Here is a 26,868-nt window from a genome sequence, read left to right as displayed (position 1 = left end):
ATCCATCGATTGCAACACCAGCCCCTACAACCATAAAGGCTCATTACCCGATGCGCGGGCACCGCGGGCGTTTACAAGCCGGCAAGCGATGGACACAATGTTTGCTCAAGGATATCCAGGGAACTCAACTCAATCATGCAAATCGAAAACGCCGAGCAGGCCCAGAGCTGGAAACAATGGCTGCAAAGCGCCCGTGTCTATCTGCAACCCAGGCCCATCACGCTGTTATTCCTTGGTTTTTCCGCCGGGCTACCCTTGATGCTGGTGTTTTCCACCCTGTCCTACTGGCTGCGGGAAGCTGGTATAGACCGCGGCACCATCACCTATTTTTCATGGGTTGCACTGGCCTACGCCTTTAAGTGGGTATGGTCGCCCATTATCGACCGCATGCCCATACCCCTGCTGTCTCGCTGGCTGGGGCGACGACGTAGCTGGATGCTCACGGCACAGCTTCTGATAGCCCTGAGTCTGGTTGGACTGGCCGCTTCCGATCCGCAGCAAAACCTGGAATTGATGGCCCTCTTCGCCCTCGCCGTCGCGTTCTGCTCCGCCACCCAGGACATCTCCATCGACGCCTATCGTATCGAATCGGCAGAACCCAGGATCCAGGCCGCCATGGCCGCGACCTACATGCTGGGTTACCGTCTGGCCATGATTCTGGCCACCACCGGCGCCCTGCTGATTGCAGCCTGGCACGATCCGGGCGCCGACAGCTATAACCGCGAATCCTGGCAGATGGCTTACTGGGCCATGGCTGCCCTGATGGGGGTCGGCATCGTGACAACATTGTGCGCCCCGGAACCCAAGCCCAATGGTGCAGCAGCGGAGCAAAAACGACAGGATATAGAAGCCTTCATGGAACAGCGCCAGCATCTGCCACACCCGCTGGCAAAGCTGCTGGGCTGGTTTTACGTCGCGGCCTACTGCCCTTTTGCTGACTTCATCAGCCGCTATGGCAAGCCTGCGCTGCTGATCCTGGCGCTGATCGGCAGCTACCGCATCGCCGACGTTGTCATGGGCATTATTGCCAATGTGTTCTACGTCGACATGGGGTTCACCAAGGTTGAAGTGGCAGAAATCACCAAGCTGTTCGGCACCCTGATGACCATTTTCGGTTCCCTTGTGGGCGGCCTGCTGGTGTATCGCTTTGGCGTGATGCGTATTCTGTTTATCGGCGCTCTGCTGGCGGCGGCTACCAACCTGCTGTTCTCGGCCCTCGCCGTGACCGGACACAGCGTTAGCTTTCTGATCGTGACCATCTCCCTGGACAACTTCAGCGCAGGTATCGCCACGGCGGCCTTTATCGCCTATCTGTCGAGCCTGACCAGCATCAGCTATACCGCAACGCAATACGCACTTTTCAGCTCCGTCATGCTGCTAATGCCAAAATTTCTGGCCGGCTTCTCCGGCGATGCGGTGAATATGCTGGGCTACCCGCTGTTCTTTGTCTTCACCGCAGTGCTCGGCCTGCCGGTACTGGCACTGGTATGGCTGGCGGCACGGCATACACCTGACCAGGCAACCATCAAATAGTAATAATTATCATTTACATGTGATAACCAATATCATAAAGTTCCGAGACCACTCAAGGAAAGGGACTGTTATGAGCTATATCATCGACGCCTGGCTGGAGCGGCCGGATCCATACCTGCGCATTACTCATCGCCATACCGGCATTCGTGTCATTGAATGGCGCAACGAAAAAGTCGTCGCCCTGCTGGAACAGGGGGTCATTTGCCCTCAGGATCTGCAGCAATCGCAATGCTGCAGCAAGGAACTGGTACAGGAGCTGTTTGTACTGGCGTGCCTGGAAGGGGGGCGCTGCCACTGCCGCAGCGATGGCAGCGAAACGCATTGACTGGAGAGCGCACTCACTGGCAATAGCCGCGCTGCGTTTCTGATTTTAGTCAATCGCAGCGCCGCTCGCGGTTTCGAGTATGCCAACACCGGCCCCTTGCGGGCCGATGCTATTTTGCAGATTGCTAGTCGCGAAAGTTGTTGAACTGCAGCGGCAACTCAAGCTCAGCCGCCCGCAGCATAGCCATTACGCCCTGCAGGTCATCACGCTTCTTGCCGGTCACACGGACCTGCTCACCCTGTACCTGGGTTTGTACCTTGAGCTTGGCATCCTTGATCAGCTTGACGATTTTCTTGGCCAGCGCCTGATCGAGCCCCTGCTTCAGTACCACCTGCTGGCGGGCGCGCATATTGGCTTTTTCCGGATCCTTCACTTCCATGCAGCGAATATCGATCTTGCGACTGGTCAGCTTGGCACGCAGTACTTCCAGCATCTGCTGCAGCTGGAAGTCCACTTCGGCCCAGAGCATCACATGATCTTCGCCCTGCTCAAACCGCGCATCGATACCCTTAAAGTCGTAGCGGTTCTGGATTTCGCGATTGGCCTGATCCACCGCATTGGTTACTTCATGCATGTCCAGCTCGGACACTATGTCAAATGACGGCATTACCCGATCTCCTCTAGATTGAAGCGGCCCGTCAACACCTGGGTACAAAACACGGGGGCGGGCCGAAGTGGTGGCATTTTAGCGAAGGCCCGTGGCCATTTCACCCATTGCTCACTCTGGTTATCATAAGCCTTGTCATCAACCTGGCGAGGCAATGATGACGCAGCTCCATGTAAACTCAGCGAAAGCCGGCCTTTGCGCGTGCGAGCCGCTGATGTTACGGGAGCCACCGACAACCGGGCACGCAGCCCAGGGAAGCTGAATGTTCACCCGGTTAAGCAGCAACGACGGAGTTCTCATGCACTGGACTATTCTGGGTGCCGGCGCCATAGGCTGCCTGTGGGCGGCGCAACTGCAGCGGGCTGGCGTACCGGTCAGCCTGGTATTGCGCAGCCCTGCCCGCTTTGCGCAATACCAGGCAAAGGGAGGTATTACCCTGATTGACGGGACAGGTGAAACCTTCTGCCCGATGCCCGCCACACTGGCAGCGGCACAGACCCCCATTCGACAACTGCTGCTGTGCACCAAGGCCTACGACAGCCTGGCGGCACTGGAGTCCGTGTGGCACCGGCTCAGCACCGACAGTCGCATTCTGGTATTGCAAAATGGCTTGGGCACGCAGCAGCAAATCGCAGCTCGCGCTGGAAAAGCGCGCGTTCTGATCGGATCCACCACCGATGGCGCCTATTTGCGCGCGCCCTTTGAAGTCGTCCATGCCGGGCACGGTGAGACCGCGATCGGGCAGCTCGGCTGCGCTGCGGCGAGACTACCGGATTTAGGTCCCGGATTTGGCCTGCAGCTGCGCCAGGACCCGAACATCGAGGCGACCTTATGGCGCAAGCTGGCCATTAATTGCGCCATCAACCCCCTGACGGCAGTGCATGACTGTCGCAACGGCGAGCTGGCCACAGTCCCGGCCTATACTCAAGCGCTTGGAATCCTGTGTACTGAGTTCGAAGCCGTGGCCCGCGCCCGCGGCATCGTTCTGTTCGATCGCCCGCTGCAGGAACAGGCACTACAGGTGGCCCGCAACACCGGCGACAACTATTCATCGATGTTGCAGGATATTCGCCACAAGCGCCCTACCGAAATCGAGCAGATTACGGGCTTCCTGTGCCATCAGGCGGATCTTCTTGGTATCGACGTACCACATCACCGCGCCTTGCTGGAGCAGGTTCGCCAGCTCGAGACAGCGACATTCCGGAGTAGGCAGCATGAGTCCTGATACGCGTCCTGAGATGCTTGCGATTGACGTGCAAAGCGCCCAGGACGAAGAACCGAACTGGCGCCCGGCCAACCTCAACGAGCGGCGCAGGAAAACACCCAGGATGAGCGCGAAGGAATACCGCAGGGACATGCATGCGCTGCAGATCGAACTGCAAAAATTTCAGCGCTGGGTACGCGAGAACGGCATCCGCATTTGCGTGTTGTTCGAGGGCCGTGACGCCGCCGGCAAAGGCGGCACGATCAAGCGCCTGATCGAGCATCTGAACCCGCGGGGTTACCGGGTCGTCGCGCTGGAAAAACCCACTGAGCAGGAACAGGGGCAATGGTATTTCCAGCGCTACATCAAGCACCTGCCCAACGCAGGGGAAATCGTGTTGTTCGACCGTTCCTGGTACAACCGTGCCGGTGTTGAGCGGGTGATGGGATTCTGCAGCCAGGCCCAGGTCGATGCGTTCATGCAGTCGGCACCTGCGCTGGAACAGATGCTGGTCAACTCCGGTCTGCGGCTGGTAAAACTCTGGTTTTCGGTCAGCAAGAAAGAGCAGCGCAGGCGCTTCCACCGACGGGAAACGGATCCGCTACGCCGCTGGAAACTCAGTCCAATCGATTTGGAAGCGCAGCGACGCTGGCGCGACTATACCCATGCCAAAGAGGCAATGTTTCAGCACACCAGCACGACTGAAGCCCCCTGGGTCCAGATCCGCTCGAATGACAAGAAGCGGGCGCGTGTAAATGCCATTCGCTACCTGTTAAGCCTTTACGACTACCCCGACCGGGACCTGACACTACTGCAGCTGGACCGGCGCATCGTTTCAAGCCCCAAAATAACCACAACGCCACTGTCCCCCCTGCCGAATCAGGACAAGTACTGAACTTCACGGAGCACAACATGCCGGATCGTCTCAATCGAATTTACACCCGCAGCGGCGACAACGGGACCACCGGCCTTGCCGATGGTAGCCGGGTCGAGAAATACCATCCGCGCATCGAGGCTCTGGGGGATATCGACGAGCTGAACTCAAGCCTGGGCGTGCTGATTGCCGACCTCGCACCCGGCGATGCCCTGTCAGACATCCTGCCCCCGCTGCAGCACGACCTGTTTGATCTGGGTGGGGAGCTGGCCATGGTCGAGGCGCAATACTGGGTTCTGGACGCTGCTGCCATCAGCACGCTGGAGCAACAGCTGGACCGTCTCAACGCCGGTTTGCCGGCACTGCGTGAATTTATTCTCCCGGGGGGAAACCGCCCCAGCGCCCTGTGTCAGCAAAGCCGCAGCTTGTGCCGGCGCGCCGAGCGTCGCCTGGTTGAGCTGGCACAGACTGAGGCGGTCAATCCCCATGCGCTGGGCTACATTAACCGCCTGTCCGACCTGCTGTTTGTCTGTGCCCGGGTTCTGGCGCGCCGCGATGGCGGTCAGGAGGTGTACTGGCAGGCGCGCAACAAGCGTTAAGCGGCTCGGGGCCGCGACCCGGCACCGCATCAGTTATACTTAACCCCAGCCAAGGAGGATAAAAATGAAAAGAATCTTACCCGTACTGATGCTTGCCTGGCTGCCCCAGCTTGCACTGGCCGACTGTGCCCTGGATCAGCAATTTTGCCGTACCGAATGCGAAGTACGACATTTCACTGACGAGGCGGCAGTGACGGGTTGCAAGGCACGCTGCTCGGTTCAGCGGGCCATTTGTTCGACGGGCAAGGGCGCAGAAACGGCCGTAGAGCTGGGCAAGGAAGGTGCCGATGCGGCGGTGGAAGCCAGCAAGGATGCCTGGGAAGGTACCAAGTCCTTTATCAAGGGCATCAGCGAACCCTGAGCGACAGGGTTCAACAACCTCAGCTGGCCCGTTTGCCTTTTGCACCGGCATGGGAAAACGCCAGCCGGGCCTGCAGAAAAAAGCGATTGAAGCCGCGAAAATCATCCTCGCTGACAGCTCCGTGTCCACGCAACCGATCCGCATAGAGAAATCCGATTGTCCGGCTACCCACCTGCAGGGGCGAAAGCACAAACCCCTGCGGCAACACGGCCGCCACAAATGCAGAGGGAAGCCGCCTGCGCCAGTCATCCTGATCGATGTCTGAAACAAACAGGCTGCTGCCCTGCCCCAGCAATCGAAAGAAGAAGTCGCCCTCCCCCTGTCCACGATTGAATTTCAGGTAATCACGCAGTGGTGCCTGGCTCTCACCGCCAATTATGCGAACCGCCAGCTGCTGACCGTCACGATCCAGCAGGCAAAGCGCCGCCCGGTCGCACCCGGTGCTTTTGATAATGGCCTCGATAACCTTCTGCAACACCTCTTGCGGCGGCGCTGAAGCGCTGAGCAGTTCACTCAGGGCCTGCAGGTAATCCAGCTGCAGGGACTGCCCGCTGTCCACTGTCCGCTGAATCTCGGCCGGTGCAGGCTGTTCTGGTGACGGCGGCGTGTCATGCGCCTCGAGGCGGGAGTGAATGTAATAGGCCGTGCGCCGGTTCAACTCGGCAACATCCGGGTCCGTGCTGTCGAGCGGTGGCACCAAGGGGCGGGGCGGCACTTCATATTCCAGCGCCAGATCACACACCAGCTTGTAGGCATGACTGATACTTTGCTCGATGGCATCGCGGTCGATCCCGGTTTCGCTCGAGATATCCTTCAGTAACTGGGCATAACCGGGGCCGCCGTGGGTCCCCTTGGCATGCAACAGCTCCAGCAACTGGCTCGACAGGCTCACCAGGTGGTAGCCCAGCCGGTCGTCTCCGCGCAGCTGCTCGGCGGTCAGCGCATCCATGGTCAGAACCATGGCCTTGGGAAACCCCCAGCTGGTCGCCAGATCCTGTCCGATGTCACTGAAATTTCCACCCAGAACGCGCAGTTGCAAGGCTTCCCAGCTCTCGCCGCTACCCTGACGCAACTGCAACATCTTCTTGTACAGATCAGGCTGGGTATATGCCAGCGCCGTCTCGCCCAGGTTATGCAGCAAGCCGCACAAGTAGGTCTGTTCAACATCCCGCACACCGCAGCGCTGCGCCAGTTCCCGGGCCAGCGCACCACTGAGAAAGGCGCGCATCTGCAACGAGCCGATATCGGCCTCCGGTCGGTTCTGGCCCAGGGTTTCGATCAGTTTAAGCGTGACCGTCAGGCTCTTGATGCGATCAAAGCCGAGTAATACCACCGCTCTGGACACGACCTTGATCGGCCCCTGGCCCCGGTTGTATCCCGGCGTATTGGCGAGCTTGAGCAACTTGATCGAGAGGTTGGCGTCTTTCATCACCGCCATCGCCAGGGCCATCGCATCGGACTCCTGGGAACTGCTGATCTGCTGAATACGGTTGACCGTCGCACTGAAAATGGGAAGATCACCCAATCGGTCGAGCCGACTATAGACTGCATTGATGGTCTGCTGATACTTCACTGCAAACAGCTCCTTCCCTTGAAATAAGGTACCACCGACTCAGCCAAAACTGTCGAGGCCAGGCTGCCAGTTCATGAATGACAGCTCGCACCACTGCTGTTGCCGATCATAACCGATTTTCAATCGGCTCAGGGAACCGGTATCGATGCGCAGCTGCGACCACTTGTTCCCGGCCAGCTCCAGCTGCCGACCCAGCAGCCCTCGAATGACGCCACCATGCGTAAGCAGCAAAACATGCGCACTGCCCTGCGCCAGCGCCGGAAGATGCATCAAATGATCCTCAAGCGCCTGTAACCGCGCACAAAATGCCGCCAGGCTTTCACCACCCGGCGGCGGACTCGCATTCGGATCCTGCCAGAAGGCCATCACGGCATCCCGGTCCTGCTGCCAGACGTCCTCGTAAGAGCGCCCCTCCCAGTCACCGAAGTCAAGCTCCAGCAAGCGATCATCCGTGACCACGGGCAGCTGCAATTGCTCCGCAATATATGTGCCCGGCTCGGCACAACGCCGTAACGGCGAGCACATCAGCTGCTGCCAGCCTGGATTACGGTGCGCATACGCCTGCATCTGCCGCCATCCCAGCGGGGTCAGTGCCGAGTCCGTGCGGCCCCGGTAACAGGCCGCATTTTCGGCATCGCCGTGACGCAGCAAATCCAGCGTCAGTACGCTCAAGCGCCCGGCCCCGCCACACCGGCCCCGGCAAATGTCGCCATGTCACTGTGCAGCGCACAGGCACTGCGTACGATCTGTACCGCCAGTGCGGCCCCGCTGCCTTCACCCAGTCGCATATCCAGTGACAGCAGGGGTCGCGCCTGCAACGCTTCGAGCAGAAGCCCGTGACCGGGTTCGGCCGAGCGGTGACCATAGATCAGCCAGGCTGCCAGGTCGGGTTTGAGTCGCACGGCCACCAGCGCAGCCAGCGTGCTGATAAACCCATCCACCAGCACAGGTACCGCCCGCTGGCCCGCATGCAGATAAGCACCGACCATCGCAACGATTTCAAATCCGCCCAGGCAGCGCAGCAGCTCAAGTACCCTGTGCTCTTGAAGTGCCTCGGGCCCGCTGGCCAGATCCGGCATATCGGCTGTGTGTCGCTGCAGTGCCTGGCGGATCAGCGTCACCTTCTGTGCCAGCACTGCCGTCCCGACACCGGTGCCCGGACCCGCCAGTAGCTGCGGATCGAGCCCCAGCAACGCGGCGCCCAGTGCCGTCGCAGCACTGGTGTTGCCGATGCCCATCTCACCGGCCACGAACAGATCGCAACCCGCCGCCTTGGCCTCTGCCAGACGCTCCGCGCCGGCCAGCAGTGCCGCGTCACGCTGTTCGGCCGTCATCGCGGCCTGCTGGGTGAAATCGGCGGTTCCCGGACCCAGCCAGCGATCCAGCACCCGCGGGTCGGGCGCGGGGCGTTGCAGCGTCCCGAGGTTCACCACATCGAAATGGGCACCGGCAAGCCTTGCCAGCACCGACACCGCCGCACCGCCGGCGGCAAAATTGGCCACCATCTGACCCGTCACGGCCTGGGGATAGGCCGACACCCCGGCCGCAGCGATGCCATGATCGGCGGCAAACAGGCTGATATGGCAATGCTCAATGCGTGGATCGACACGGCCCTGCAACCCGGCCAGGCGAATCGCCAGCTGCTCCAGCTCACCCAGTGCCCCGGCGGGCTTGGTCAGCTGCAGCTGATGCGCGCGGGCCTTCGCCTCAACCTGGGCACTGGGACGCTGTATGGGCTGCTCAAGCCAGTTGTGCGGTATACCGACGTCTGTCATTTCACCTCCAGCGGCAAGCCCGCCACACTCAGCGTGACCCGGTCACAGAACCCCGCCATGCGCTGATGCAGCCAGCCGGCTTGATCCTGAAATCGCCGGCTGAGTTCACCCATCGGCACGATTCCCATCCCCACTTCGTTGCTGACCATAATGAGGCTGCCATCACAGCGGCTTAACAGCCGGTCCAGCGCATCCAGTTCGGCCTGCAGGGTTTCTTCGCAGTCCAGCAGCAACAGGTTGGTCAGCCACAGGGTCAGGCAGTCCACCAGCACGCAATAGCCCTGTTCCAGCAGGGGTTCAAGCGCACCGGCCAGCGCCGTGGGCGCTTCGACCAGGCGCCAGTCCTCAGGACGCTCTGCCTGGTGACGCCGAACCCGCTCGGCCAGCTCCGCGTCATCCCCCGGCACCATGGTGACCACCAGCGCCACCGGCAAGCCGCTCGCCTGGGCGCGCTGCTCTGCCAGCCGGCTTTTGCCGGACCGGGCACCACCGAGTATCAGTTGTTTCACGTACATCTCCGTTTTCAATTTAGTTGCTGCGCCCGAGCTTGTGTCTGGCATCGTCCAGGTGGGCGCACAGTTGCTCGGCACCGGATAATGCCCGCGAGGTGGCACGGTGCATCCAGTCGGCGTTGAGCTGATAAAACAGGTTATTCCTTACCGCCGGCAACTCGGGCCACCGCTGCCAGCGTGCAATCCAGTCGTGGGGCGCTTCTTCGGTTGTGGTGATGATAACCTCGGGCCGCACTGCCAGCACCGACTCCACGCCGAGCTGAGGCACCGCCTCGGGCCGGTCCGCAAAGGGATTTTCGCCGCCACACAGATGCAGCATCTGATCCACCAGCAGGGTACGGTTCACGGTCATCAGCGGCTCATGCCAGAGCTGGTAAAACACCCGTACCGGTGCCGCTCCCTGGTAGCGCACGCGCAGCCGATTCACCCGCTGCTCCAGCGCGGACGCCGCGGCATCCGCATTGACCTGCAGCCCGGTGAGCTGGCCATACAGCCGCAGATTGGCGGCAATGGCGGCAAAACTGCGGGGGTCGGACTCAAACACCGCAATGCCGAACTGGCGCAGACGCGCCAGCTGTGCAGGCGGGTTTCCGCCCGGCCAGGCCACCACCAGATCGGGCTGCAATGCCAGCACCTGCTCCAGGTTCAGCTGGCCAAAACTGCCGACACGGGGAATCGCCCGGGCACGCGGCGGGTAATCGCTGAAAGCGACAGTGCCGACAATACGATCACCAGCGCCCATGGCGAACAGGTTTTCGGTGATATGGGGCGCCAGCGCAAGAATGCGCTGTGCCGGTTGCTCCAGGGTGACGCTGTGACCGGAGTTGTCGATGACGGTGACCGCCGCCTGGGCGGGTAACACCAGCAACAGCCAGATTAACTTTATAAAAATGTATCTTGAGTACATAATAACGCAAACCGCAAAGCCGACAGTATACCGACACCATCAGGAGGTGCCCATGATACCGCTGCAGGAAAGGCGCGTTCCAGCCGAGTTTTCCCTGTTCAATCTTGCCTTCCGGCCCTTCTTTCTCCTGGCCGGTGCCGCGGGCGCCCTGCTGATTGGGCTCTGGCTGTATATCTATACCAGCGCCACAATAAGCACCTACTATGGCAACGGCCTGCTTTGGCATGGTCACGAAATGCTGTTTGGTTTCGCTATCGCCGTCATTGCCGGCTTTCTGCTAACCGCGGTACGCACCTGGACCTCGATTCAAACGCTGAGCGGCTTCTGGCTGGCGTCACTGGCCCTGGTCTGGCTGGCAGGACGTATTGTGCCCTTCTTGCCCATACCCGCTATCGCGGTCGCACTGACCGACCTGGCATTCCTGCCACTGCTGGGCATGGCGCTGGCCTGGCCACTGGTGCGCTCGCGCAATTACCGCAATCTCGTTTTTCTGGCGCTGCTGTGTGGCTTCTTTATCGCCAACCTGCTGGTGCATCTGCAACAACTGGGGCTGACCCGCACAGCCCTTGACGGGCTGCACGGCGCACTTTATCTGGTGGTGTTGATGATGCTCATCATGGGCGGCAGGGTCATTCCGTTCTTTACCGAACGCGGCCTTGGCACATTCACGGCCAAGCGCAGACCCTGGCTGGAGCGGCTGATCATACCGCTGGCGTTACTCTGGGCACTGAGCTGGGCATTGCAGTGGCCGCGCACCGCCCTGCTGACGGCGGCGCTGAACTTTGCAGCACACCTGGTCCGTCAAAGCGGCTGGCTCAGCCCGCGCATTGCCCGGGTTCCCCTGCTGTGGATACTGCATCTGGGTTACCTGTTCATGACGCTGGGCTTTGCCCTGCAGTGCTTTAGCGCGCTGGGCTGGCTGCCAGCATCGCTGGCACTGCACGCGTTTGGCGCCGGTGCCATTGGCAGCCTGACCCTGGGCATGATGGCACGCGTATCGCTGGGGCATACCGGCCGGCCACTTGAAATCCCGGGATCAATCCGGCTGGCCTTCGCGTTGATGCTACTGGCCGGCCTGTCTCGAGTATTGCTGCCACTGGCATCCCTGCCCTATGCGTTTGCCATCTACACGGCCGGCAGCCTCTGGGTACTGGCCTGGCTGCTGTTCTTACTGCACTACAGTCGGATTCTGATCCGCCCCCGCGTGGACGGGCTCTACGGATAAGAGCCGCAGGATATCTGCGCACACGGCAGCAACGCTTAGCGGTCACATCGAAAAACCTACTGCGCGCCTCATCTGCTGCGTTACGCGGTGCTCGGAATCCTCATGTATACCCCATACACTGCGGTTCCTGCGCGCCGTGCGCCTTGCAGCTAAGTCTGCTCGTAACGGTTTTTCGAGGTGCCTTAGCGTGACATATCGACGATTACACGTCCGCGCACCTGGCCGTTCACGATGCGCTGGGCATAATCCGGCACCTCGTCCAGACCGATGCTGTGACCGATGTCCCCCAGTGCCGCTGCTGGCAGCTCCTGTGCCAGGCGCTGCCAGGCCTGCTGGCGACGCAGCAACGGGCACATGACCGAGTCCACCCCCTGCAGCCGAACATTGCGCAGAATAAACGGCATCACCGTGGTGGGCAGATTGAACCCGGCGGCAAGACCACAGGCCGCGACCGTGCCACCGTAACAGGTCTCCGCCAGCACCTTGGCCAGGATGGTATCACCCACGGTATCAATGGCACCGGCCCAGCGTTGCGCCTCCAGCGCCCGGGGCTTGACCAGCATAGTCTCGCGGCTCACCAGTGCGCTGGCACCCAGCCCTTTGAGGTAGGCCTCGGTTTCCGGGCGACCGGTTACGGCATACACCTCGTAGCCAAGCCCTGCCAGAATGGCCACCGCCACACTGCCGACACCGCCGGCGGCCCCGGTCACCAGCACGGGCCCCTGCGCCGGTGTCACGCCGCCTTCTTCCAGCGCCATGACGCATAGCATGGCGGTGAGGCCTGCGGTGCCGATCATCATCGCGGCGCGGGCATCCAATCCCTCAGGCATAGGCACCAGCCAGTCGGCTTTAAGACGAGCCTTTTCGGCCATGCCGCCCCAGTAACGCTCTCCCACCCCCCAGCCGGTGAGCACCACCGCATCGCCCGGAGCAAACGCAGCATCGGCAGATTCCAGCACCCGCCCGGCCAGGTCGATGCCCGGCACCATCGGGAACTGGTTGACGATTTTTCCGCTGCCGGTGATTGCCAGGCCATCCTTGAAGTTCAGCGACGAGTAATCCACCGCCACCAGCACGCCCTCATCGGGAAGCTCCGACTCCTGCAGTGTTTTGACCTGCGCCTGTGTCTTGCCGTCCTGCTGATCCAGTACCAGTGCCCTAAACATATCGCCTCCGAATACCCTGTCGTTAATTTGTAAGACGAATTAACATTAAGACCCATTTGTCTATTTGTAAAGCGAATTAACAAATCGCCCCCACTGTGGAATACTAGCCCCACAACAGGGAGACCAGATGACAACTTCTACCTTCGCGCCAGTAAAACGGGACAACCTTTCTCGCCAGATCGCCGACCAGTTGCGCCGTGCCATCGTGGAGGGCGAGCTGCGTGCCGATGACCGCCTGCCCACCGAAGACGAACTGGCACTGCGCTTTGGCGTATCACGACCCACCATCCGCGAAGCCCTGAAGATCCTCGCGGCCCAGAACCTGATCCGCTCAAAGCGCGGCCCCACCGGCGGCACCTTTATCAACTGCCCCAGCGTCAAGGACCTGAGTGAATCCCTTACCTGCGCGACCACCCTGCTGGTCGGCATGGACGCTTTCAATATGGACGAGGTGCTACAGGCGCGCGAGCTGCTGGAAAGCCAGTGCTGTCGACTGGCAGCGCTCAACCGCACCGAGGAACAGCTGGCCCGCATGCGACAGCAGCTGGAAATCCAGCGGGACAGCAACCTCAGTGCCGAGGACTTTTGCGCCTCCGATGTGGCGCTGCACCGCACCCTGGTCGATGCAAGCGGTAACCGCCTGCTCGGCTTCGTGATGTATTCAGTCATCGAGGCGCTGCAGCCGGTCACGAACATGGTGGCGCATCGCTTTCGCGACCGGACCCATGTAAGCCGGCAGCACCAGCGCCTGATTGATGCGCTCGAAAGCCGTGATGCCGATGCCGCCTGTGCCATTGTCACCGAGCAACTCAATGACCTGCGTCAGCATCTCGGCACTGACAGCATGACCCCGGCCGGCAACAGCCACTGAAGCTTGCATCCACCGCCATGCTGCCGGTAGGCTTGGGCCAGCGATTGTTTTATCCTACGATTTCGGTTCAAATTCCAGGTGAGGATTGACTGTGGAAGAAAACAGTATATGGATCATTGGCGCCGTCGCGCTGGCGGCAGGCGGCCTGATCGGTTATCTGCTGGGACGCTCGGGCTCTGATGCAAATCAGCGCCAGACTCTGAGCGATCAACTTGATGAAACCAAAGCGGAACTGACGACCTACAAGCAGGACGTCACCGAGCACTTTGAGAAAACCGCTGAACTGGTTAATCAGCTCACCAACACCTACAGGGAAGTGCACCAGCACCTGGCCAGCGGCGCCCAGTCACTCTGTGACAGCGACACCGCGAGCCTCGCGCTGAAAGAAAGCGCGCAAGCCAGGCTAACAGCCGCACCGGAAGCGTCGGACGCCCCTATTCCAGTCGTCACCGATGTTGTTCCTAACGAGGAAGCGGAAAAGATTCCTGAACCGCCAAGGGACTACGCCGCCAAGTCAGGCAACGAGAAAGGCATGCTGTCTGAGGCCTACGGCCTTGATGTCGAGGTTGACGACAACGGAGAGGAGCCAGTGACCAACCCGGCTGACCTCGCCGCGCTGAAAGAGAAAGAAAAGGCTAAGGCACAAGAGAAAGAAAAGGCTAAGGCACAAGAGAAAGAAAAAGTGCAGGCCAAACCGGCCAGTACCGACGCCTGAACCGCTGCGCGGCACCTACGGCAATCGTAGCGCCGCGCCTATACTGCAAAGATGCCGCACACAACACCGGCAGGGGAATGGCTGTTCGGCCGACGAGTGTCAAACCGGATTGTCGATATCGGCAAAGCGCCACTGCAAACCAAAATGCTGCGCCAGATGCTCCCCCAGCGACTGCACGCCGTAACGTTCTGTTGCGTGATGTCCGGCGGCGATGTAATGCACGCCATGCTCCCGCGCACTGTGTACCGTAGGCTCCGAAATTTCCCCTGAAAGATAGGCATCGAGCCCCAGTTCGGCGGCCTGCTCGATATACCCCTGGGCAGCGCCGGTGCACCAGCCAATCCGCTCGACCGGCTGCTCCCCCCCCTTGATACACAGCGGCTCCCGGCCCAATACAGCCTCGATGCGGGCGGCAAACTCGGTGAGCGTCAGCGGGGTATCCAGCCGCCCGGCCAACCCGACCGCACGCGGATTGCCAGGCTCCAGTGAGCCTTCGATCGCCAGACCCAGTCGTGCTGCCAGTTGCACGTTATTGCCATAAACCGGGTGCACATCCAGCGGCAGATGGTAAGCCAGCAGACTGATATCATGTTTTAGCAAGGTCGCAAGTCGGCGCTTTTTGACACCGCGAATACGGCTGTCCTCGCCTTTCCAGAAATAGCCATGGTGTACCAGTACCAGGTCAGCCTGCCAGGCGACAGCCTCATCCAGCAGGGCCTGACTGGCCGTGACACCACAGAGGATGCGTTTTACCTGGGAACGCCCTTCCACCTGAAGCCCATTGGGGCAGTAATCGGAAATGCTGTTGCTTTGCAGCAACGTATCGCAGTAACGCACCAGCTCATTCAGTTCGATAGACATACACTTATGATTCCATATTTCACAACAGCCAAGCTCTAGCCGTATAATTGCATGATTTCATAGCACAATCACCCGAGCTGCCCATGCGAAAGACTTCCTATCTGATCTGGCCAATCATTACCGGCATACTGGCGGCGGTAGTGATCCTGCAGCTCTTTCCCGACTTGCTCAGCCCGCCGGTAACGACCGTCGAAATCCGTGAAGCCCAGCCCCCCAAGGCAGAATCCGCCGGTCCAGGCAATGGCCCGGTGTCCTATGCCGACGCCGTTGCCACGGCGGCACCGGCCGTCGTTAACATCTACACCCGCACCCTGGTAAAGCCCCAGGAGAATGCACTGAGCGCCGACCCCTTCTTTCGCAACTTTTTTGGTTCAGGCAACCAGCCGCAGCGTGACCGGATCGAATCCAGCCTCGGCTCCGGTGTCATTCTCAGCGCCCAGGGTTTTATCGTCACCAATAATCATGTCATCGCCAATGCCGACAGCGTGCTGGTTGCCCTGCGCGACGGGCGCGAAGCCCCGGCACAGGTTATCGGCACAGATCCGGAAACGGACCTTGCCGTCCTTAAAATACAGCTGCCCGACCTGCCCAGCATCTCCCTCACCTCTTCTGAGGCCAAACGCATCGGCGATGTAGTCCTCGCCATAGGCAACCCCTACGGCGTCGGCCAAACGGTCACCATGGGCATTATCAGCGCAACCGGGCGCAACAGCCTGGGACTCAATACCTACGAAGACTTCATTCAGACCGATGCAGCCATCAATCCAGGCAACTCCGGCGGTGCCCTGATCGACGCCTACGGTAACCTGATCGGCATAAACTCGGCCATCTTTTCCAAGTCCGGGGGTTCCCAGGGCATCGGCTTCGCCATTCCTTCCAACCTGGCACGCCAGGTCATGCAGGACCTGATCGAGCACCAGCGGGTTATTCGGGGCTGGATAGGGGTAGAGGTTCAGGAGCTGACGCCGCGCCTGGCCGAAAGCTTTGGCCTCGACAACGCCCAGGGGCTGGTCATCGCCGGTATCTTTCGCAATGGCCCTGCCCACATGGCTGGCCTGCAGCCAGGCGATATCATGACGGCGATTAACCAAGACCCGATCAGCGACAGTCGTACAGCCATGAACCGCATAGCAACGTTCAAGCCCGGCCAATCGACCAGCATCGACATTCTGCGCAACGGCACACCAATGCAGCTTGAGGTGCAGATAGGAGAGCGTCCGCAGGAAGGCGAACGTTAAGACAGGAAGGAATAAAAACGGCTGTCAGCACCCGCGGTGCTGCAGCCGTGTTGAGTATCAGTCTGGCTTGATACGGTATTCAGCTGAGCGGGCATGGGCCGTAAGACCTTCACCACGCGCCAGAATGGACGCGACTTCACCCATCTTCGACGCACCGTCGGCGGAGAATTGAATCAGCGACGAGCGCTTCTGAAAATCATACACACCCAGCGGTGACGAAAAACGCGCTGTACCGGATGTCGGCAGTACGTGGTTCGGACCGGCGCAGTAATCGCCCAGTGCCTCTGCCGTGTAATGCCCCATGAAAATGGCACCGGCATGACGGATGTCAGGTACCAGCGCCTCGGGATTATCCACCGCCAGCTCCAGATGCTCCGGCGCGATACGGTTGGCCACGTCGACGGCCTGTGCCATATCTTCCACACGGATCAGTGCCGCACGGTTACGCAGCGAGGCTTCAATAATCTCGCGCCTTTCCATGGTGGGCAGCAGGCGCAATATGCTCTGCTCGACCCGATCCAGATAATCGGCATTCGGGCTCACCAGGATCGACTGCGCGTCTTCGTCATGCTCGGCCTGAGAAAACAGGTCCATGGCAATCCAGTCCGGATCGGTGCTGCCATCACAGAGCACCAGGATCTCGGAAGGCCCGGCAATCATGTCGATACCGACAACACCAAAGACCGCACGCTTGGCCGTCGCGACAAAAATGTTGCCAGGGCCCACGATCTTGTCGACTCGCGGTACCGTTTCTGTGCCATAGGCCAGCGCCGCCACGGCCTGGGCGCCGCCGATGCAGAACACCCGGTCAACCCCGGCCAGGGCCGCCGCTGCCAGCACCAGCTCGTTCAGTTCACCACCCGGAGTCGGCACGACCATGATGATCTCGCCGACACCGGCCACCTTGGCCGGCAAGGCATTCATCAGTACCGACGACGGATAGGACGCCTTGCCACCGGGCACATAAATGCCCACCCGGTCCATAGGCGTGACTTTCTGGCCCAGCATGGTGCCATCGGCTTCGGTGTAGCTCCAGGAGTCGCTTTTCTGGCGCTCGTGGTATTCGCGTACACGTGTCGCCGCCTCTTCCAGTGCGCTGCGCTGTGCCTTGGGCAGCTGTTCCAGCGCCTGCTCCAGACGTTCACGGCTCAGCTCCAGCTCAGCCATGGTGCTGACATCCAGACGGTCGAAGCGCTTGCTGTACTCCACTACCGCGGCATCACCCTCGCGGCGTACGCGCGCAAGAATTTCATCCACGATCGCGTTAACGCCGGCATCGGACACCGACTCCCAGGCCAGTAACTGCTGCAGGGAGGCATCGAAGTCCGCTGCGGTGGCATCCAGGCGCTGAATATTCAGTTCTGACATTGCTTAACCTCCGCGCCGCGCCGCAACGGCCTGGGCCATGCTGTCGACGATCGGCTGTATCAGGTCGTATTTCATTTTCATCGAGGCCTGGCCAACCACCAGTCGCGAGCTGATAGGGGCGATCAGCTCCAGCGGCTCGAGACCGTTTGCCCGTAGCGTATTGCCGGTATCGACGATGTCCACAATCTGATCGGCCAGCCCCATGATCGGCGCCAGTTCCATGGCGCCATAGAGCTTGATGATATCGACCTGCAGCCCCTGGCGCGCGAAGTACTCGCGGGTCAGGTTAACGAACTTGGTGGCAATGCGCAGGCGGCCCTTCACCGGAGCCGCCTTGACCAGGCCCGCCGTCATCAGCTTGCAAACGGCGATCTCCAGATCCAGCGGCTCGTAAAGCCCTTCGCCGCCGTGTTCCAGCAGTACATCCTTACCGGAGATACCCATGTCCGCACCACCATACTCAACGTAGGTCGGCACGTCCGTGGCGCGAATAACCACCAGCTTTACATGATCCTGGTTGGTATCGAAAATCAGCTTGCGGCTGCTGAAAATATCCTCAGCCGGCACGATGCCCGCCGCCTCCAGCAGAGGCAGGGTTTCCTTCAGAATGCGCCCCTTGGAAAGCGCAATGGTCAACGGTTGTGTCATTGGTCTGTGGTGCCCCCTGTCAACCCGGCATGCGAACGATGTGTGCACCGAGCAGCCGCATCTTTTCTTCGATGTGCTCGTAGCCACGGTCGATGTGATAGATGCGATCGATCAGCGTGTCGCCAGTCGCCGTCAGCGCGGCAATGACCAGGCTGGCCGAGGCCCGCAGGTCTGTTGCCATCACCGGTGCGGCCTGCAGTTTCTCGACGCCCTCGATCGTCGCATGGTGTCCGTCGATGGTGATCTGGGCGCCCATGCGCATCATTTCCTGCATGTGCATGAAACGGTTTTCAAATACGGTTTCGCGAATCTGGCTAACACCCTGTGACACGACGTTCATGGCGGCAAACTGTGCCTGCATGTCGGTCGGAAAGGCCGGATACGGCGCCGTGGTAATGCTCACGGCCTTGGGCCGGCGGCCTTTCATGTCCAGTTCGATCCAGTCGTCGCCGGTGGTGATTTCGGCCCCGGCTTCGGTGAGCTTCTGCAACACGGCATCCAGAATATCCGGCCGCGTATTGGTGCAGCGCACTCGGCCCCCCGTCGCGGCTGCCGCCACCAGGAAGGTACCGGTTTCAATGCGATCCGGCAGTACCGAATAATGGCCACCCGCCAGCGACTCTACGCCCTGCACACGAATGGTATCGGTGCCGTGACCGCTGATTTTTGCCCCCATGGCGATCAGGCAGTTGGCCAGATCCACCACTTCGGGTTCACGGGCGGCGTTTTCAAGCACGGTTTCGCCATCGGCCAGTACTGCCGCCATGAGGATATTCTCGGTGCCGGTCACCGTGACCATGTCAAAGAATACCCGCGCGCCCTTCAGGCGCCCGTTGCTGCGTGCATGGATATAGCCTTCCTCCACCAGCACTTCGGCACCCATGGCCTGCAGGCCTCGAATGTGCTGATCCACCGGCCGGCTGCCAATGGCACAACCGCCCGGCAGGGATACCTGAGCCTCGCCAAAATGCGCCAGCAAAGGACCCAGCACCAGGATCGAGGCGCGCATGGTTTTCACCAGGTCGTAGGGGGCGTGATACTCGCGAATCGTGCGCGCATCAATCTGTACATTCAGGTTTTCATCGGCCACCACCTCAACGCCCATGCGACGCAACAACTCAAGCATCGTGGTGACGTCATTCAGGTGAGGCAGATTGCTGATATGAACCGGCCCGTCGGCCAGCAAAGCTGAAGCCAGAATCGGCAGGGCAGCGTTTTTTGCACCCGAAATGCTGACCTCACCGTTAAGGGTGACGCCGCCTTCAATCTTGAACTTTTCCATCAGGGATCCTGTCGTTAAACGCGGCTTAGGATTGCAGCGCTTGCCACTGTTCCGGAGTGTAGGTCTTGATGGTCAGCGCATGAATGGCGCCACTGGCGATATGCTGCTGCAGGCACTGGTATACAAGCTGCTGCTTTTTGACCGGTGTCAGGCCGGCAAACAGGTCACCCACCACGGTCACCTGGAAGTCACAACCCTCACCAGCGGGATAAACACTGCAGCCCTCAAGCTGAGATTCAATAATCTGCTTTACTTCTTGCGCTTGCATACCGCTCTCCAACACTCATTCTTCAAATCAAAACAAGGCGCAGAATAATAGCCGAATGAGAGCCAAAACGCGACGCCGGGCAAGGAGGCTGGCCCAAGCCTCTTAAACAACAGTCACTGTACGTTATTCGCTGAACAGGTGACTCAGGCCGACAAGACGGGCAATTGACAGCAAATCATCAGGCACATTGCGGGCCTGCAGGCTGACATTGTGCTCCTGCGCTTCGCGCAGGCAGCACAGCCAGAGCGACAACGCGGCGCTGTCGACGCTGGCAACGGCAGCAAAATCGACCACACAGAGCGACTCACCCGTCGCTATCAATCGCTCGAGGCGCTCGCGCACCGCCGATACCGTGGAGAAACGCAGGTCACCGCTCAGCGCCACCTCATCGGCAGCGCGCACTTCGACAGAGGCCTGCATCAGCTACCCTCGGATTTGGTCACCTGATTGCCTGCCTGACTGTCAACCTGACCCTCCCAGCTATCAATTACCCGCTGGATATTACCGTTATTGCGCTCGGCCAGGTCGGCAAACTGATTGGTAAACGTCAGACGCAGGTTGATGCCGTCAAGGATCACGTTGACCAGCTGCCAGGTACCGTCGCGTTCCAGCATGTAATTGACCAGGCTGTACTTGGTGCCGGCACCGGAGTAAACATCCAGCGTGACAACCTGCTTGTCCGGCTCGGGGCTCTCGGGACCTTGCGCGGCAACCTCAACACGGTTGATTTCAAACCCGGCCAGCGCCTTGGTGTAGGTCTTGACCATTGTGTGCTTGAAAACTGCCGCAAAGTGGGCCCGTTCGGCATCATTCGCGCGACGATAGAACTTGCCCATCACGCGCTGCGAGATGTAGTTAAAATCAATCACCCCGTCCAGACGCTTCTCAACCCGCCCCATGGCAGCACTGAGCGACGCCTCGTCATTGATATCCACGCCCTCTTCCAGCAGCGCCACCATATCATTGGTCACTTTCTCAACCACATCACTGGCCGCTTCCCAGCTGGCCTGCGCCGGCAATGCCGACAGCAGCAGCGAACACATCAACGCAACGCTTGTTAGCAATCGTTTCATGACAGACCTCACTCACTAACCTTGTTGAAAAGAAACTTGCTTACCAGGTTTTCCAGCACCAGCGCCGACTGGGTATTTTCAAGCGCATCGCCGTCTTCGAGCATTTCCTCATCGGCGCCGGGCGTAATGCCGATATACTGTTCGCCCAAAAGACCCGCGGTAAGAATCTGTGCCGAGCTGTCACGACTCAGATAGTCCACCGAATCGTTGATATCCATCTCCACCACCGCCATCAGCAGACGATCGTCAATCGTAATTGACCGTACCTGACCAATCTGGACACCAGACAGCGTTACCTTTGCCCTGGGCGCAAGCCCACCAATGTTTTCAAACCGTGCCAACACGCGATAGCTGCTCCCGCTATCAGACATTTTCAGACCGCTGACATTCAGTGCCAGCAGAATCAATGCCAGGATCCCTGTCAGCATGAAGCCGCCGACACTGATCTCAACCACCCTCGTACGCATTTTACAGATCTCCAAACATCAAAGCGGTGAGAATAAAGTCCAGCCCCAGCACCCATAACGACGCATACACCACGGTACGCGTTGTCGCCTGACTGATCCCCTCGGAGGTCGGCACGCAGTCATAACCCTGGTATACCGCAACCCAGGTCACCACGAAACCAAACGACACCGCCTTGATCAGGCCGTTAAGGACATCATCATAGAAGTCCACGGAATGCTGCATATTGGCCCAGAAAGAACCCTCATAGATTCCCAGCCAGTCAATGCTGACCAGGGCTCCGCCCCAGACACCAACCGTTGAGAAAATGGCTGCCAGGATTGGCAGACAGATAAACCCGGCCCAGAAACGCGGTGCAATAATGCGCCGATAGGGATCAACCCCAATCATCTCCATGCTGGACAATTGCTCGGTGGCCTTCATCAGGCCAATTTCAGCGGTCAGCGCGGAGCCGGCTCGACCGGCAAACAGCAGGGCCGTTACCACGGGCCCAAGCTCACGCACCAGGCTCAGCGCCACCATCTGACCAACGGCCTGCTCGGAGCCATAGCTGACCAGGATGGTGTAGCCCTGCAGGCCCAGCACCATGCCGATAAAGGTGCCCGACACCAGAATGATAACCAGCGACAGCACACCCACGAAGTAGATCTGCTTCAGCAACAGCGGAAACATCAGCATCGGCTGGGGCCGCGCGATAAGTGCATGCGCCAGCAACGACCCGGAGCGGCCAAGGGCAGACAACCCTTCCAGCCCGATATGGCCCAGCGCCTGAAGGCGATCCAGCATCCTTTACAACCCTTTCATCAGTTCGGTCTGATAGTCATCAGCCGGAAAATGGAACGCGACTGGGCCATCAGGCAGCCCGTGCATAAACTGCTTCACCTGTTCCGACTCGTCGGCCCTGAGTTCGGCCGGGGTGCCGCGGGCAATCACCGAACCACCCGATACGAGGTAGATGTAATCAGCTATACCAAGGGTTTCCTGAATGTCATGTGAAACAATAATGCTGGTGTGCCCCAGTGCCTGGTTCAGGCGGCGAATCAGATTGACCAGCACCCCCATGGCAATGGGATCCTGCCCGGTAAAAGGCTCGTCATACATGACAATATGGGGATCCAGCACGATGGCACGCGCCAGCGCCACGCGCCGCGACATGCCGCCGGACAGTTCACTCGGCATGAGGTGCCGTGCACCGCGCAGCCCAACGGCCTGCAACTTCATGAGCACCACATCCCGGATCATGTCCTGCGGCAAGTCGGTATGCACCCGCAGCGGAAATGCGACGTTCTCGAAGACGGACATGTCGGTGAACAGCGCCCCGCTCTGGAACAGCATGCCCATGCGGGCGCGCACTTCAAACAGATCCGAGCGCGACAGAGTGGGTATATTGCTCCCCTCAACCTCAATGCGCCCGGTGTCAGGCAGCAGCTGACCGCCAATCAGCTTGAGAAGAGTGGTTTTACCGGTGCCCGAGGGTCCCATGATCGCAGTTATCTTGCCGCGCGGTATCTGCATGTTCAGATCGCGGAAGATGGTGCGGTCGCCACGGGAAAAGCTCAAGTCACTGATATTGATTATGAAATCTTCGATGTTTTCCATATATGAAGCAGCAGGTCGACCATGAGCCCGCTGTAGTCTTCGCCTTGGCAGATTAAAAGGCTGAAATATATCATTGCAGCGCACAAACCGGAAATCTTAGTTGGCGCCGGGCATTCACGGCAGCTGAATTCCGGCACCAAGTTTGCACCGACTTCCCATTCTGTTCTAATAGTCTCCCTGCGCGGCCCGCGACCCGCATATGCAGTGCCGCCGAGGCGGCACAGCAGCGTCGCCAACGACGGTCAATAGCAGTTCACTGTGCCGAAAATCCGGTGCTGCTGTACACTGTGCGTACTTAAATAGCCATGATCTCTTAATAACCCTCAAGGCCGAATTTAGATGAGCGAAACCTTCGACTATCTCAGCACCGCACGCCGCACCATCGAACTGGAGCGTGATGCTGTATCCGACCTTCTTAACCACCTGAACGGCGACTTTACCCGCGCGTGTGACCTGCTGATGTCCTGCGAGGGGCGCGTTATCGTCACCGGCATGGGCAAGTCCGGCCATATTGGCAACAAGATCGCAGCGACACTCGCCAGCACCGGCACGCCGGCCTTTTTTGTCCACCCCGGTGAAGCCAGCCACGGCGACATGGGGATGATTACGTCCAAGGACGTGGTCATTGCCCTGTCCAACTCGGGCGAAACCTCTGAAGTCGTCACCATCCTGCCACTGATCAAGCGCATGAATGCACCGCTGATCAGCATTACGGCCAATCCCAATTCCACCATGGCCCAGGCCTCAGATGCCAGCCTGCACATCGGTGTCGAGCGTGAAGCGTGCCCGCTGGGCCTGGCCCCCACGTCCAGCACCACGGCGCAACTGGTCATGGGCGATGCGCTGGCCATCGCCCTGCTGGAAGCCCGCGGCTTCAGCGCCGAGGATTTTGCATTTTCCCATCCGGGCGGAAGCCTGGGCCGCCGCCTGCTGCTCAAGGTTAGCGACCTGATGCATACCGGCGCCGATATCCCCTGCGTCAGTAGCGATACATCCATTAACCAGGCGCTGCTGGAAGTGACCCGCAAGCGCCTGGGCATGACCGCCGTGACCGACAGCGAAGGACGCCTGTGCGGCCTGTTTACCGACGGTGACCTGCGCCGTACGCTGGACCGGGACCTCGACCTGAAGAACACCGCCATCAGCGAGGTCATGACGCCGGACTGCACCACCGTCCCTGCCGGCATCCTCGCCGCCGAGGCCCTGCAGATCATGCAGTCGCAGCAGATTAATGCGTTGCTGGTGGTGGATGACAACCGCCGTCCCGTAGGGGCCCTGAACATGCACGACATGCTCAAAGCTGGAGTTATCTGATGAGTTTTTTCAACACATCCGCACCGCTTTCCGCCGAACTGGTTGAACGCCTGCGCAAGGTAACCCTGGCCGTATTTGACGTTGACGGTGTCCTGACTGATGGCCACCTCAACTTTCTTCCCGACGGCACCGAAGTAAAGAGCTTCAATACGCTCGACGGCCTGGGCATCAAGCTGCTGCAGCAAGCCGGCATCGAAACAGCCATCATTACCGGAAGATGCTCCCCACAGGTGGAATTGCGTGCCAAGGCGCTGGGCATTACCTACCTGATCCAGGGCCGCGAAGACAAACTGGTCGCCCTCAAGGAAGTCTGGGCCCAGTCGGAACACGGCAGTGACACCACGGCTTACATCGGCGATGACTGGCCGGATCTCGGCGCCATCCGCGCCGTCGCCTTTGGCGCCACGGTGCCCAACGGCCACCCGCTGATGCTCGAATATGCTCACTGGTGCACCCAGAGGGCTGGCGGCGCCGGCGCCGGACGCGAATTCTGCGAACAGATACTCAGTGCCCGAGGACAACTCGAGTCACTTCTCGGCGAGTACCTGTAAACCATGCTGAGCAGCCGGACGCGCCTGATCCTTGCCACTGCCCTGCTGGCGCCGATACTGTTGTACTGGGGCGCCGACCGGGCGCCGACGGAAACAGCGGCGCCTGAACTGGCCCCCGGTCGTGCAGATACTGACTATTATCTGCGCGACGCCACCATTCGTCAGTTTGATAGCCAGGGGCAACTGCATCAGGAGCTGCGCTCCCCGCAGCTGGAGCACTACCCGAGCCACGGCGAACTCAAGGCCCTGACCCCGGATATTGTTTTATTTCGCAACGAGTCCCGGGACGAGGTTCTGATCAGCGCCGAGCACGGCCGAATGCAGGACAGCAGCGAGCAGGTCACGCTCAGCGGCAGCGTCAGCGTACTGAGCAGCTCCGCCAACAGCACACCGCTGCGACTGGAGGCCCAGACGCTAACCCTGACGCCGTCGCAGCAACTGATTGAAACCGACACTGCCGTCACGCTGTTCAGCCAGGATGGGGAAACCCGGGCCAACGGCATGAAGGCCAACCTGAACACCCGCCAAGTCGAGCTAATGTCCGATGTCGAGGGACGCTATGAAACCAAATAACACCCGCCTCTGGCTGGCAGCCCTGCTGGCACTGAGTATTTCCGGCACCAGCCTGGCCCTGCCGACGGATCGCAACCAGCCGATCCACATCAGCGCCGACACGGCCACCATCGATGACAACACCGGCATCACGACTTATTCCGGCAATGTCGAAATCGCCCAGGGCACGCTTAAAATCAACGCCCGCAACGTCGACCTGCACCGCAATGCCTCCGGAGTCAGCCGCATTCTGGCCACAGGTAACGTCAAATTCCAGCAGCAGGCGGCCAGCGACAAGCCGCTCACCAATGCCTATGGCGAACGTATGGACTACCAGGTCAACCGCCAGGAAATAACCATCACCGGCAATGCCCGGGTGGTGCAGCAAAAAGACACCTTCACCGGGCAGAAGATCGTTTACAACCTGGAAAAGTCACTGGTTAATGCCTTTAGCGGCGACGATGGCCAGGGCCGCGTGCAGATGGTCATACAGCCCAAAGGGGCTGATCAATGACCAGCACACTGGAAGCGCGCCAACTGGCAAAGAGCTACAAGGGACGCGAAGTCGTGCGGGACGTTTCACTGCACCTGAAAAGCGGTCAGATCACGGGCCTGCTGGGCCCCAATGGCGCCGGCAAGACCACCTGCTTTTACATGATCGTCGGCCTGGTCAATGCCGATCATGGCCAGGTCCTGCTCAACGACACCGACATCACCGCGCTGCCGATGCACGGCCGCGCACGCCAGGGGCTCGGCTACCTGCCCCAGGAAGCGTCGATATTTCGCAAGCTCAGCGTACGCGACAACCTGATGGCCATTCTTGAAACCCGCCGCGACCTGGATCGTGCCGGCCGCGAGCGGCGGCTAGAGCAGCTGCTGGAAGAATTCCACATCGTGCATATTCGCAACAGCCTCGGCATGGCCCTGTCCGGCGGGGAGCGCCGCCGTGTTGAAATCGCCCGCTGCCTCGCTACCGAGCCGACCTTTATTCTGCTCGACGAACCCTTTGCCGGCGTGGATCCGATTTCGGTCAACGATATCAAGAACACCATCCGGCACCTGCAGACCAAGGGCATCGGCATACTGATCACCGACCACAACGTGCGCGAAACCCTGGATATCTGCGAGCGCGCCTATATAGTCAGCGAAGGCGGCATTCTGGCCGAGGGTACACCCGCGGACATTATCGCCAATGAGCAGGTCAAGGCCGCGTACCTGGGTGAACAATTCAGACTTTAGCCCGGCATACCCGGCAAAGGATCGGCGCAGGCCTTGTGACCGGCACGGATTAACCAAGGTATTTGCACCCGAGCAGACTTTCAGTGGCCCGTTAGACAGATAGACGACGCACGCAGGTCACGGTTAGGCATATAATGCACAGCAACTCGACCCACTCTCACAG

Annotated in this window: 32 protein-coding genes; 15 read left to right on the top strand and 17 right to left on the bottom strand. The window is 60.0% G+C overall.

Features of this window, described 5'->3' with window-relative positions:
- Nucleotides 1-135 precede the first annotated feature (135 nt).
- Together F451_RS0119690 and F451_RS26120 are read left to right on the top strand one after the other, a co-directional pair.
- Nucleotides 136-1,533 carry an AmpG family muropeptide MFS transporter gene (locus F451_RS0119690; RefSeq protein WP_020683135.1) on the top strand — a complete coding sequence of 466 codons (1,398 nt, stop codon included), beginning with the start codon at nt 136-138 and terminating at the stop codon, nt 1,531-1,533.
- A 70-nt stretch (nt 1,534-1,603) separates the two neighbouring features.
- A complete protein-coding gene (locus F451_RS26120) occupies nt 1,604-1,858 on the top strand; it encodes a PA4570 family protein (protein ID WP_020683134.1) in 255 nt (84 codons plus the stop codon).
- A 124-nt stretch (nt 1,859-1,982) separates the two neighbouring features.
- Here the strand turns inward: F451_RS26120 and F451_RS0119680 are convergent, their stop codons facing one another.
- Nucleotides 1,983-2,465 (bottom strand): YajQ family cyclic di-GMP-binding protein, encoded by a 483-nt coding sequence (locus F451_RS0119680; RefSeq protein ID WP_020683133.1) that lies wholly within the window; start codon nt 2,463-2,465, stop codon nt 1,983-1,985.
- 298 nt (nt 2,466-2,763) lie between these two features.
- Here F451_RS0119680 and F451_RS0119675 point away from each other — a divergent pair, with 298 nt between their 5' ends.
- The 4 genes from F451_RS0119675 (at nt 2,764) to F451_RS0119660 (ending at nt 5,503) form a co-directional block, all read left to right on the top strand.
- Entirely contained in the window at nt 2,764-3,690 is a 927-nt protein-coding gene (locus tag F451_RS0119675; RefSeq protein WP_020683132.1) for a ketopantoate reductase family protein, read from the top strand.
- The gene (gene ppk2 / locus F451_RS0119670) at nt 3,680-4,564 is read left to right on the top strand and encodes a polyphosphate kinase 2 (RefSeq protein ID WP_020683131.1); all 885 of its coding nucleotides are present in this window, start codon (nt 3,680-3,682) and stop codon (nt 4,562-4,564) included. Before F451_RS0119675 ends, ppk2 begins: the two co-directional genes overlap by 11 nt.
- Nucleotides 4,565-4,581: 17 nt before the next feature.
- Nucleotides 4,582-5,142 (top strand): cob(I)yrinic acid a,c-diamide adenosyltransferase, encoded by a 561-nt coding sequence (locus F451_RS0119665; protein ID WP_020683130.1) that lies wholly within the window; start codon nt 4,582-4,584, stop codon nt 5,140-5,142.
- Between the two features lie 64 nt (nt 5,143-5,206).
- Complete coding sequence (locus tag F451_RS0119660; protein ID WP_020683129.1) at nt 5,207-5,503, top strand: hypothetical protein; 297 nt, start codon at nt 5,207-5,209, stop codon at nt 5,501-5,503.
- Between the two features lie 19 nt (nt 5,504-5,522).
- Here F451_RS0119660 and F451_RS0119655 read toward each other — a convergent pair whose 3' ends face one another.
- Genes F451_RS0119655 through F451_RS0119635 form a run of 5 tightly spaced genes read right to left on the bottom strand, consistent with a single transcriptional unit; the run spans nt 5,523 to nt 10,225 of the window.
- Nucleotides 5,523-7,076 (bottom strand): HDOD domain-containing protein, encoded by a 1,554-nt coding sequence (locus F451_RS0119655; protein ID WP_020683128.1) that lies wholly within the window; start codon nt 7,074-7,076, stop codon nt 5,523-5,525.
- Nucleotides 7,077-7,115: 39 nt separating this feature from the next.
- Nucleotides 7,116-7,748, bottom strand: a complete 633-nt coding sequence (locus F451_RS26115) for a histidine phosphatase family protein (RefSeq protein WP_020683127.1) — start codon at nt 7,746-7,748, stop codon at nt 7,116-7,118.
- Complete coding sequence (gene cobT, locus F451_RS0119645) at nt 7,745-8,851, bottom strand: nicotinate-nucleotide--dimethylbenzimidazole phosphoribosyltransferase (protein WP_020683126.1); 1,107 nt, start codon at nt 8,849-8,851, stop codon at nt 7,745-7,747. The genes F451_RS26115 and cobT overlap by 4 nt, the downstream gene beginning before the upstream one ends.
- Nucleotides 8,848-9,366, bottom strand: a complete 519-nt coding sequence (gene cobU, locus F451_RS0119640) for a bifunctional adenosylcobinamide kinase/adenosylcobinamide-phosphate guanylyltransferase (protein WP_020683125.1) — start codon at nt 9,364-9,366, stop codon at nt 8,848-8,850. Before cobU ends, cobT begins: the two co-directional genes overlap by 4 nt.
- A 13-nt stretch (nt 9,367-9,379) precedes the next feature.
- Nucleotides 9,380-10,225 carry a cobalamin-binding protein gene (locus tag F451_RS0119635; RefSeq protein WP_240476521.1) on the bottom strand — a complete coding sequence of 282 codons (846 nt, stop codon included), beginning with the start codon at nt 10,223-10,225 and terminating at the stop codon, nt 9,380-9,382.
- 97 nt (nt 10,226-10,322) lie between these two features.
- On the opposite strand from F451_RS0119635, the gene F451_RS0119630 reads away from it, so the two are divergent.
- The gene (locus F451_RS0119630) at nt 10,323-11,495 is read left to right on the top strand and encodes an NnrS family protein (protein ID WP_020683123.1); all 1,173 of its coding nucleotides are present in this window, start codon (nt 10,323-10,325) and stop codon (nt 11,493-11,495) included.
- A gap of 182 nt (nt 11,496-11,677) precedes the next feature.
- On the opposite strand, the gene acuI is transcribed toward F451_RS0119630, so the two are convergent.
- Complete coding sequence (acuI, locus tag F451_RS0119625) at nt 11,678-12,661, bottom strand: acrylyl-CoA reductase (NADPH) (RefSeq protein WP_020683122.1); 984 nt, start codon at nt 12,659-12,661, stop codon at nt 11,678-11,680.
- A gap of 127 nt (nt 12,662-12,788) precedes the next feature.
- Here acuI and F451_RS0119620 point away from each other — a divergent pair, with 127 nt between their 5' ends.
- On the top strand, nt 12,789-13,532 hold the full coding sequence (locus F451_RS0119620) for a FadR/GntR family transcriptional regulator (RefSeq protein ID WP_020683121.1): 744 nt from the start codon (nt 12,789-12,791) through the stop codon (nt 13,530-13,532).
- 91 nt (nt 13,533-13,623) lie between these two features.
- Nucleotides 13,624-14,247: a Z-ring associated ZapG family protein gene (locus tag F451_RS26110; protein ID WP_020683120.1), complete on the top strand. Its 624-nt coding sequence runs from the start codon at nt 13,624-13,626 to the stop codon at nt 14,245-14,247.
- A gap of 99 nt (nt 14,248-14,346) precedes the next feature.
- Here the strand turns inward: F451_RS26110 and F451_RS0119610 are convergent, their stop codons facing one another.
- Nucleotides 14,347-15,108, bottom strand: a complete 762-nt coding sequence (locus F451_RS0119610; protein ID WP_020683119.1) for a Nif3-like dinuclear metal center hexameric protein — start codon at nt 15,106-15,108, stop codon at nt 14,347-14,349.
- An 83-nt stretch (nt 15,109-15,191) separates the two neighbouring features.
- Here F451_RS0119610 and F451_RS0119605 point away from each other — a divergent pair, with 83 nt between their 5' ends.
- On the top strand, nt 15,192-16,346 hold the full coding sequence (locus tag F451_RS0119605; protein WP_020683118.1) for a S1C family serine protease: 1,155 nt from the start codon (nt 15,192-15,194) through the stop codon (nt 16,344-16,346).
- Nucleotides 16,347-16,403: 57 nt separating this feature from the next.
- Here F451_RS0119605 and hisD read toward each other — a convergent pair whose 3' ends face one another.
- The 9 genes from hisD to F451_RS0119560 all read right to left on the bottom strand — a co-directional run bounded on the left by hisD (nt 16,404) and on the right by F451_RS0119560 (nt 23,049).
- Nucleotides 16,404-17,714 carry a histidinol dehydrogenase gene (gene hisD, locus F451_RS0119600; protein WP_020683117.1) on the bottom strand — a complete coding sequence of 437 codons (1,311 nt, stop codon included), beginning with the start codon at nt 17,712-17,714 and terminating at the stop codon, nt 16,404-16,406.
- A 3-nt stretch (nt 17,715-17,717) separates the two neighbouring features.
- Nucleotides 17,718-18,362: an ATP phosphoribosyltransferase gene (gene hisG / locus F451_RS0119595; RefSeq protein WP_020683116.1), complete on the bottom strand. Its 645-nt coding sequence runs from the start codon at nt 18,360-18,362 to the stop codon at nt 17,718-17,720.
- Between the two features lie 19 nt (nt 18,363-18,381).
- Complete coding sequence (gene murA / locus F451_RS0119590) at nt 18,382-19,644, bottom strand: UDP-N-acetylglucosamine 1-carboxyvinyltransferase (RefSeq protein ID WP_020683115.1); 1,263 nt, start codon at nt 19,642-19,644, stop codon at nt 18,382-18,384.
- A 25-nt stretch (nt 19,645-19,669) separates the two neighbouring features.
- On the bottom strand, nt 19,670-19,912 hold the full coding sequence (locus F451_RS0119585) for a BolA family protein (protein ID WP_020683114.1): 243 nt from the start codon (nt 19,910-19,912) through the stop codon (nt 19,670-19,672).
- Between the two features lie 123 nt (nt 19,913-20,035).
- On the bottom strand, nt 20,036-20,332 hold the full coding sequence (locus F451_RS26105; protein WP_020683113.1) for an STAS domain-containing protein: 297 nt from the start codon (nt 20,330-20,332) through the stop codon (nt 20,036-20,038).
- A complete protein-coding gene (locus F451_RS0119575) occupies nt 20,332-20,985 on the bottom strand; it encodes an MlaC/ttg2D family ABC transporter substrate-binding protein (protein ID WP_040880212.1) in 654 nt (217 codons plus the stop codon). The genes F451_RS26105 and F451_RS0119575 overlap by 1 nt, the downstream gene beginning before the upstream one ends.
- An 8-nt stretch (nt 20,986-20,993) precedes the next feature.
- On the bottom strand, nt 20,994-21,452 hold the full coding sequence (gene mlaD, locus F451_RS0119570) for an outer membrane lipid asymmetry maintenance protein MlaD (RefSeq protein ID WP_026291904.1): 459 nt from the start codon (nt 21,450-21,452) through the stop codon (nt 20,994-20,996).
- A 1-nt stretch (nt 21,453) separates the two neighbouring features.
- Nucleotides 21,454-22,236: a lipid asymmetry maintenance ABC transporter permease subunit MlaE gene (mlaE, locus tag F451_RS0119565; RefSeq protein WP_020683110.1), complete on the bottom strand. Its 783-nt coding sequence runs from the start codon at nt 22,234-22,236 to the stop codon at nt 21,454-21,456.
- Nucleotides 22,237-22,239: 3 nt separating this feature from the next.
- On the bottom strand, nt 22,240-23,049 hold the full coding sequence (locus F451_RS0119560; RefSeq protein ID WP_020683109.1) for an ATP-binding cassette domain-containing protein: 810 nt from the start codon (nt 23,047-23,049) through the stop codon (nt 22,240-22,242).
- Between the two features lie 339 nt (nt 23,050-23,388).
- Between F451_RS0119560 and F451_RS0119555 the strand changes: the two genes are divergently transcribed.
- The 5 genes from F451_RS0119555 to lptB are packed head-to-tail and all read left to right on the top strand — an operon-like array spanning nt 23,389 to nt 26,705.
- Nucleotides 23,389-24,363 carry a KpsF/GutQ family sugar-phosphate isomerase gene (locus tag F451_RS0119555; protein WP_020683108.1) on the top strand — a complete coding sequence of 325 codons (975 nt, stop codon included), beginning with the start codon at nt 23,389-23,391 and terminating at the stop codon, nt 24,361-24,363.
- The gene (locus F451_RS0119550) at nt 24,363-24,914 is read left to right on the top strand and encodes a KdsC family phosphatase (protein ID WP_020683107.1); all 552 of its coding nucleotides are present in this window, start codon (nt 24,363-24,365) and stop codon (nt 24,912-24,914) included. Before F451_RS0119555 ends, F451_RS0119550 begins: the two co-directional genes overlap by 1 nt.
- A 3-nt stretch (nt 24,915-24,917) precedes the next feature.
- On the top strand, nt 24,918-25,487 hold the full coding sequence (gene lptC / locus F451_RS26910; RefSeq protein WP_020683106.1) for an LPS export ABC transporter periplasmic protein LptC: 570 nt from the start codon (nt 24,918-24,920) through the stop codon (nt 25,485-25,487).
- Nucleotides 25,474-25,980 carry a lipopolysaccharide transport periplasmic protein LptA gene (lptA, locus tag F451_RS0119540; RefSeq protein WP_020683105.1) on the top strand — a complete coding sequence of 169 codons (507 nt, stop codon included), beginning with the start codon at nt 25,474-25,476 and terminating at the stop codon, nt 25,978-25,980. The genes lptC and lptA overlap by 14 nt, the downstream gene beginning before the upstream one ends.
- On the top strand, nt 25,977-26,705 hold the full coding sequence (gene lptB / locus F451_RS0119535; RefSeq protein ID WP_020683104.1) for an LPS export ABC transporter ATP-binding protein: 729 nt from the start codon (nt 25,977-25,979) through the stop codon (nt 26,703-26,705). The genes lptA and lptB overlap by 4 nt, the downstream gene beginning before the upstream one ends.
- The last annotated feature ends 163 nt before the right edge of the window (nt 26,706-26,868 follow it).

Origin of the sequence: Marinobacterium rhizophilum DSM 18822, assembly GCF_000378045.1 — a bacterium.
Lineage (GTDB): Bacteria > Pseudomonadota > Gammaproteobacteria > Pseudomonadales > Balneatricaceae > Marinobacterium_A > Marinobacterium_A rhizophilum.
Note: the sequence above shows the minus strand (reverse complement) of the source record. Positions and strands in the feature narration are given on the sequence as shown.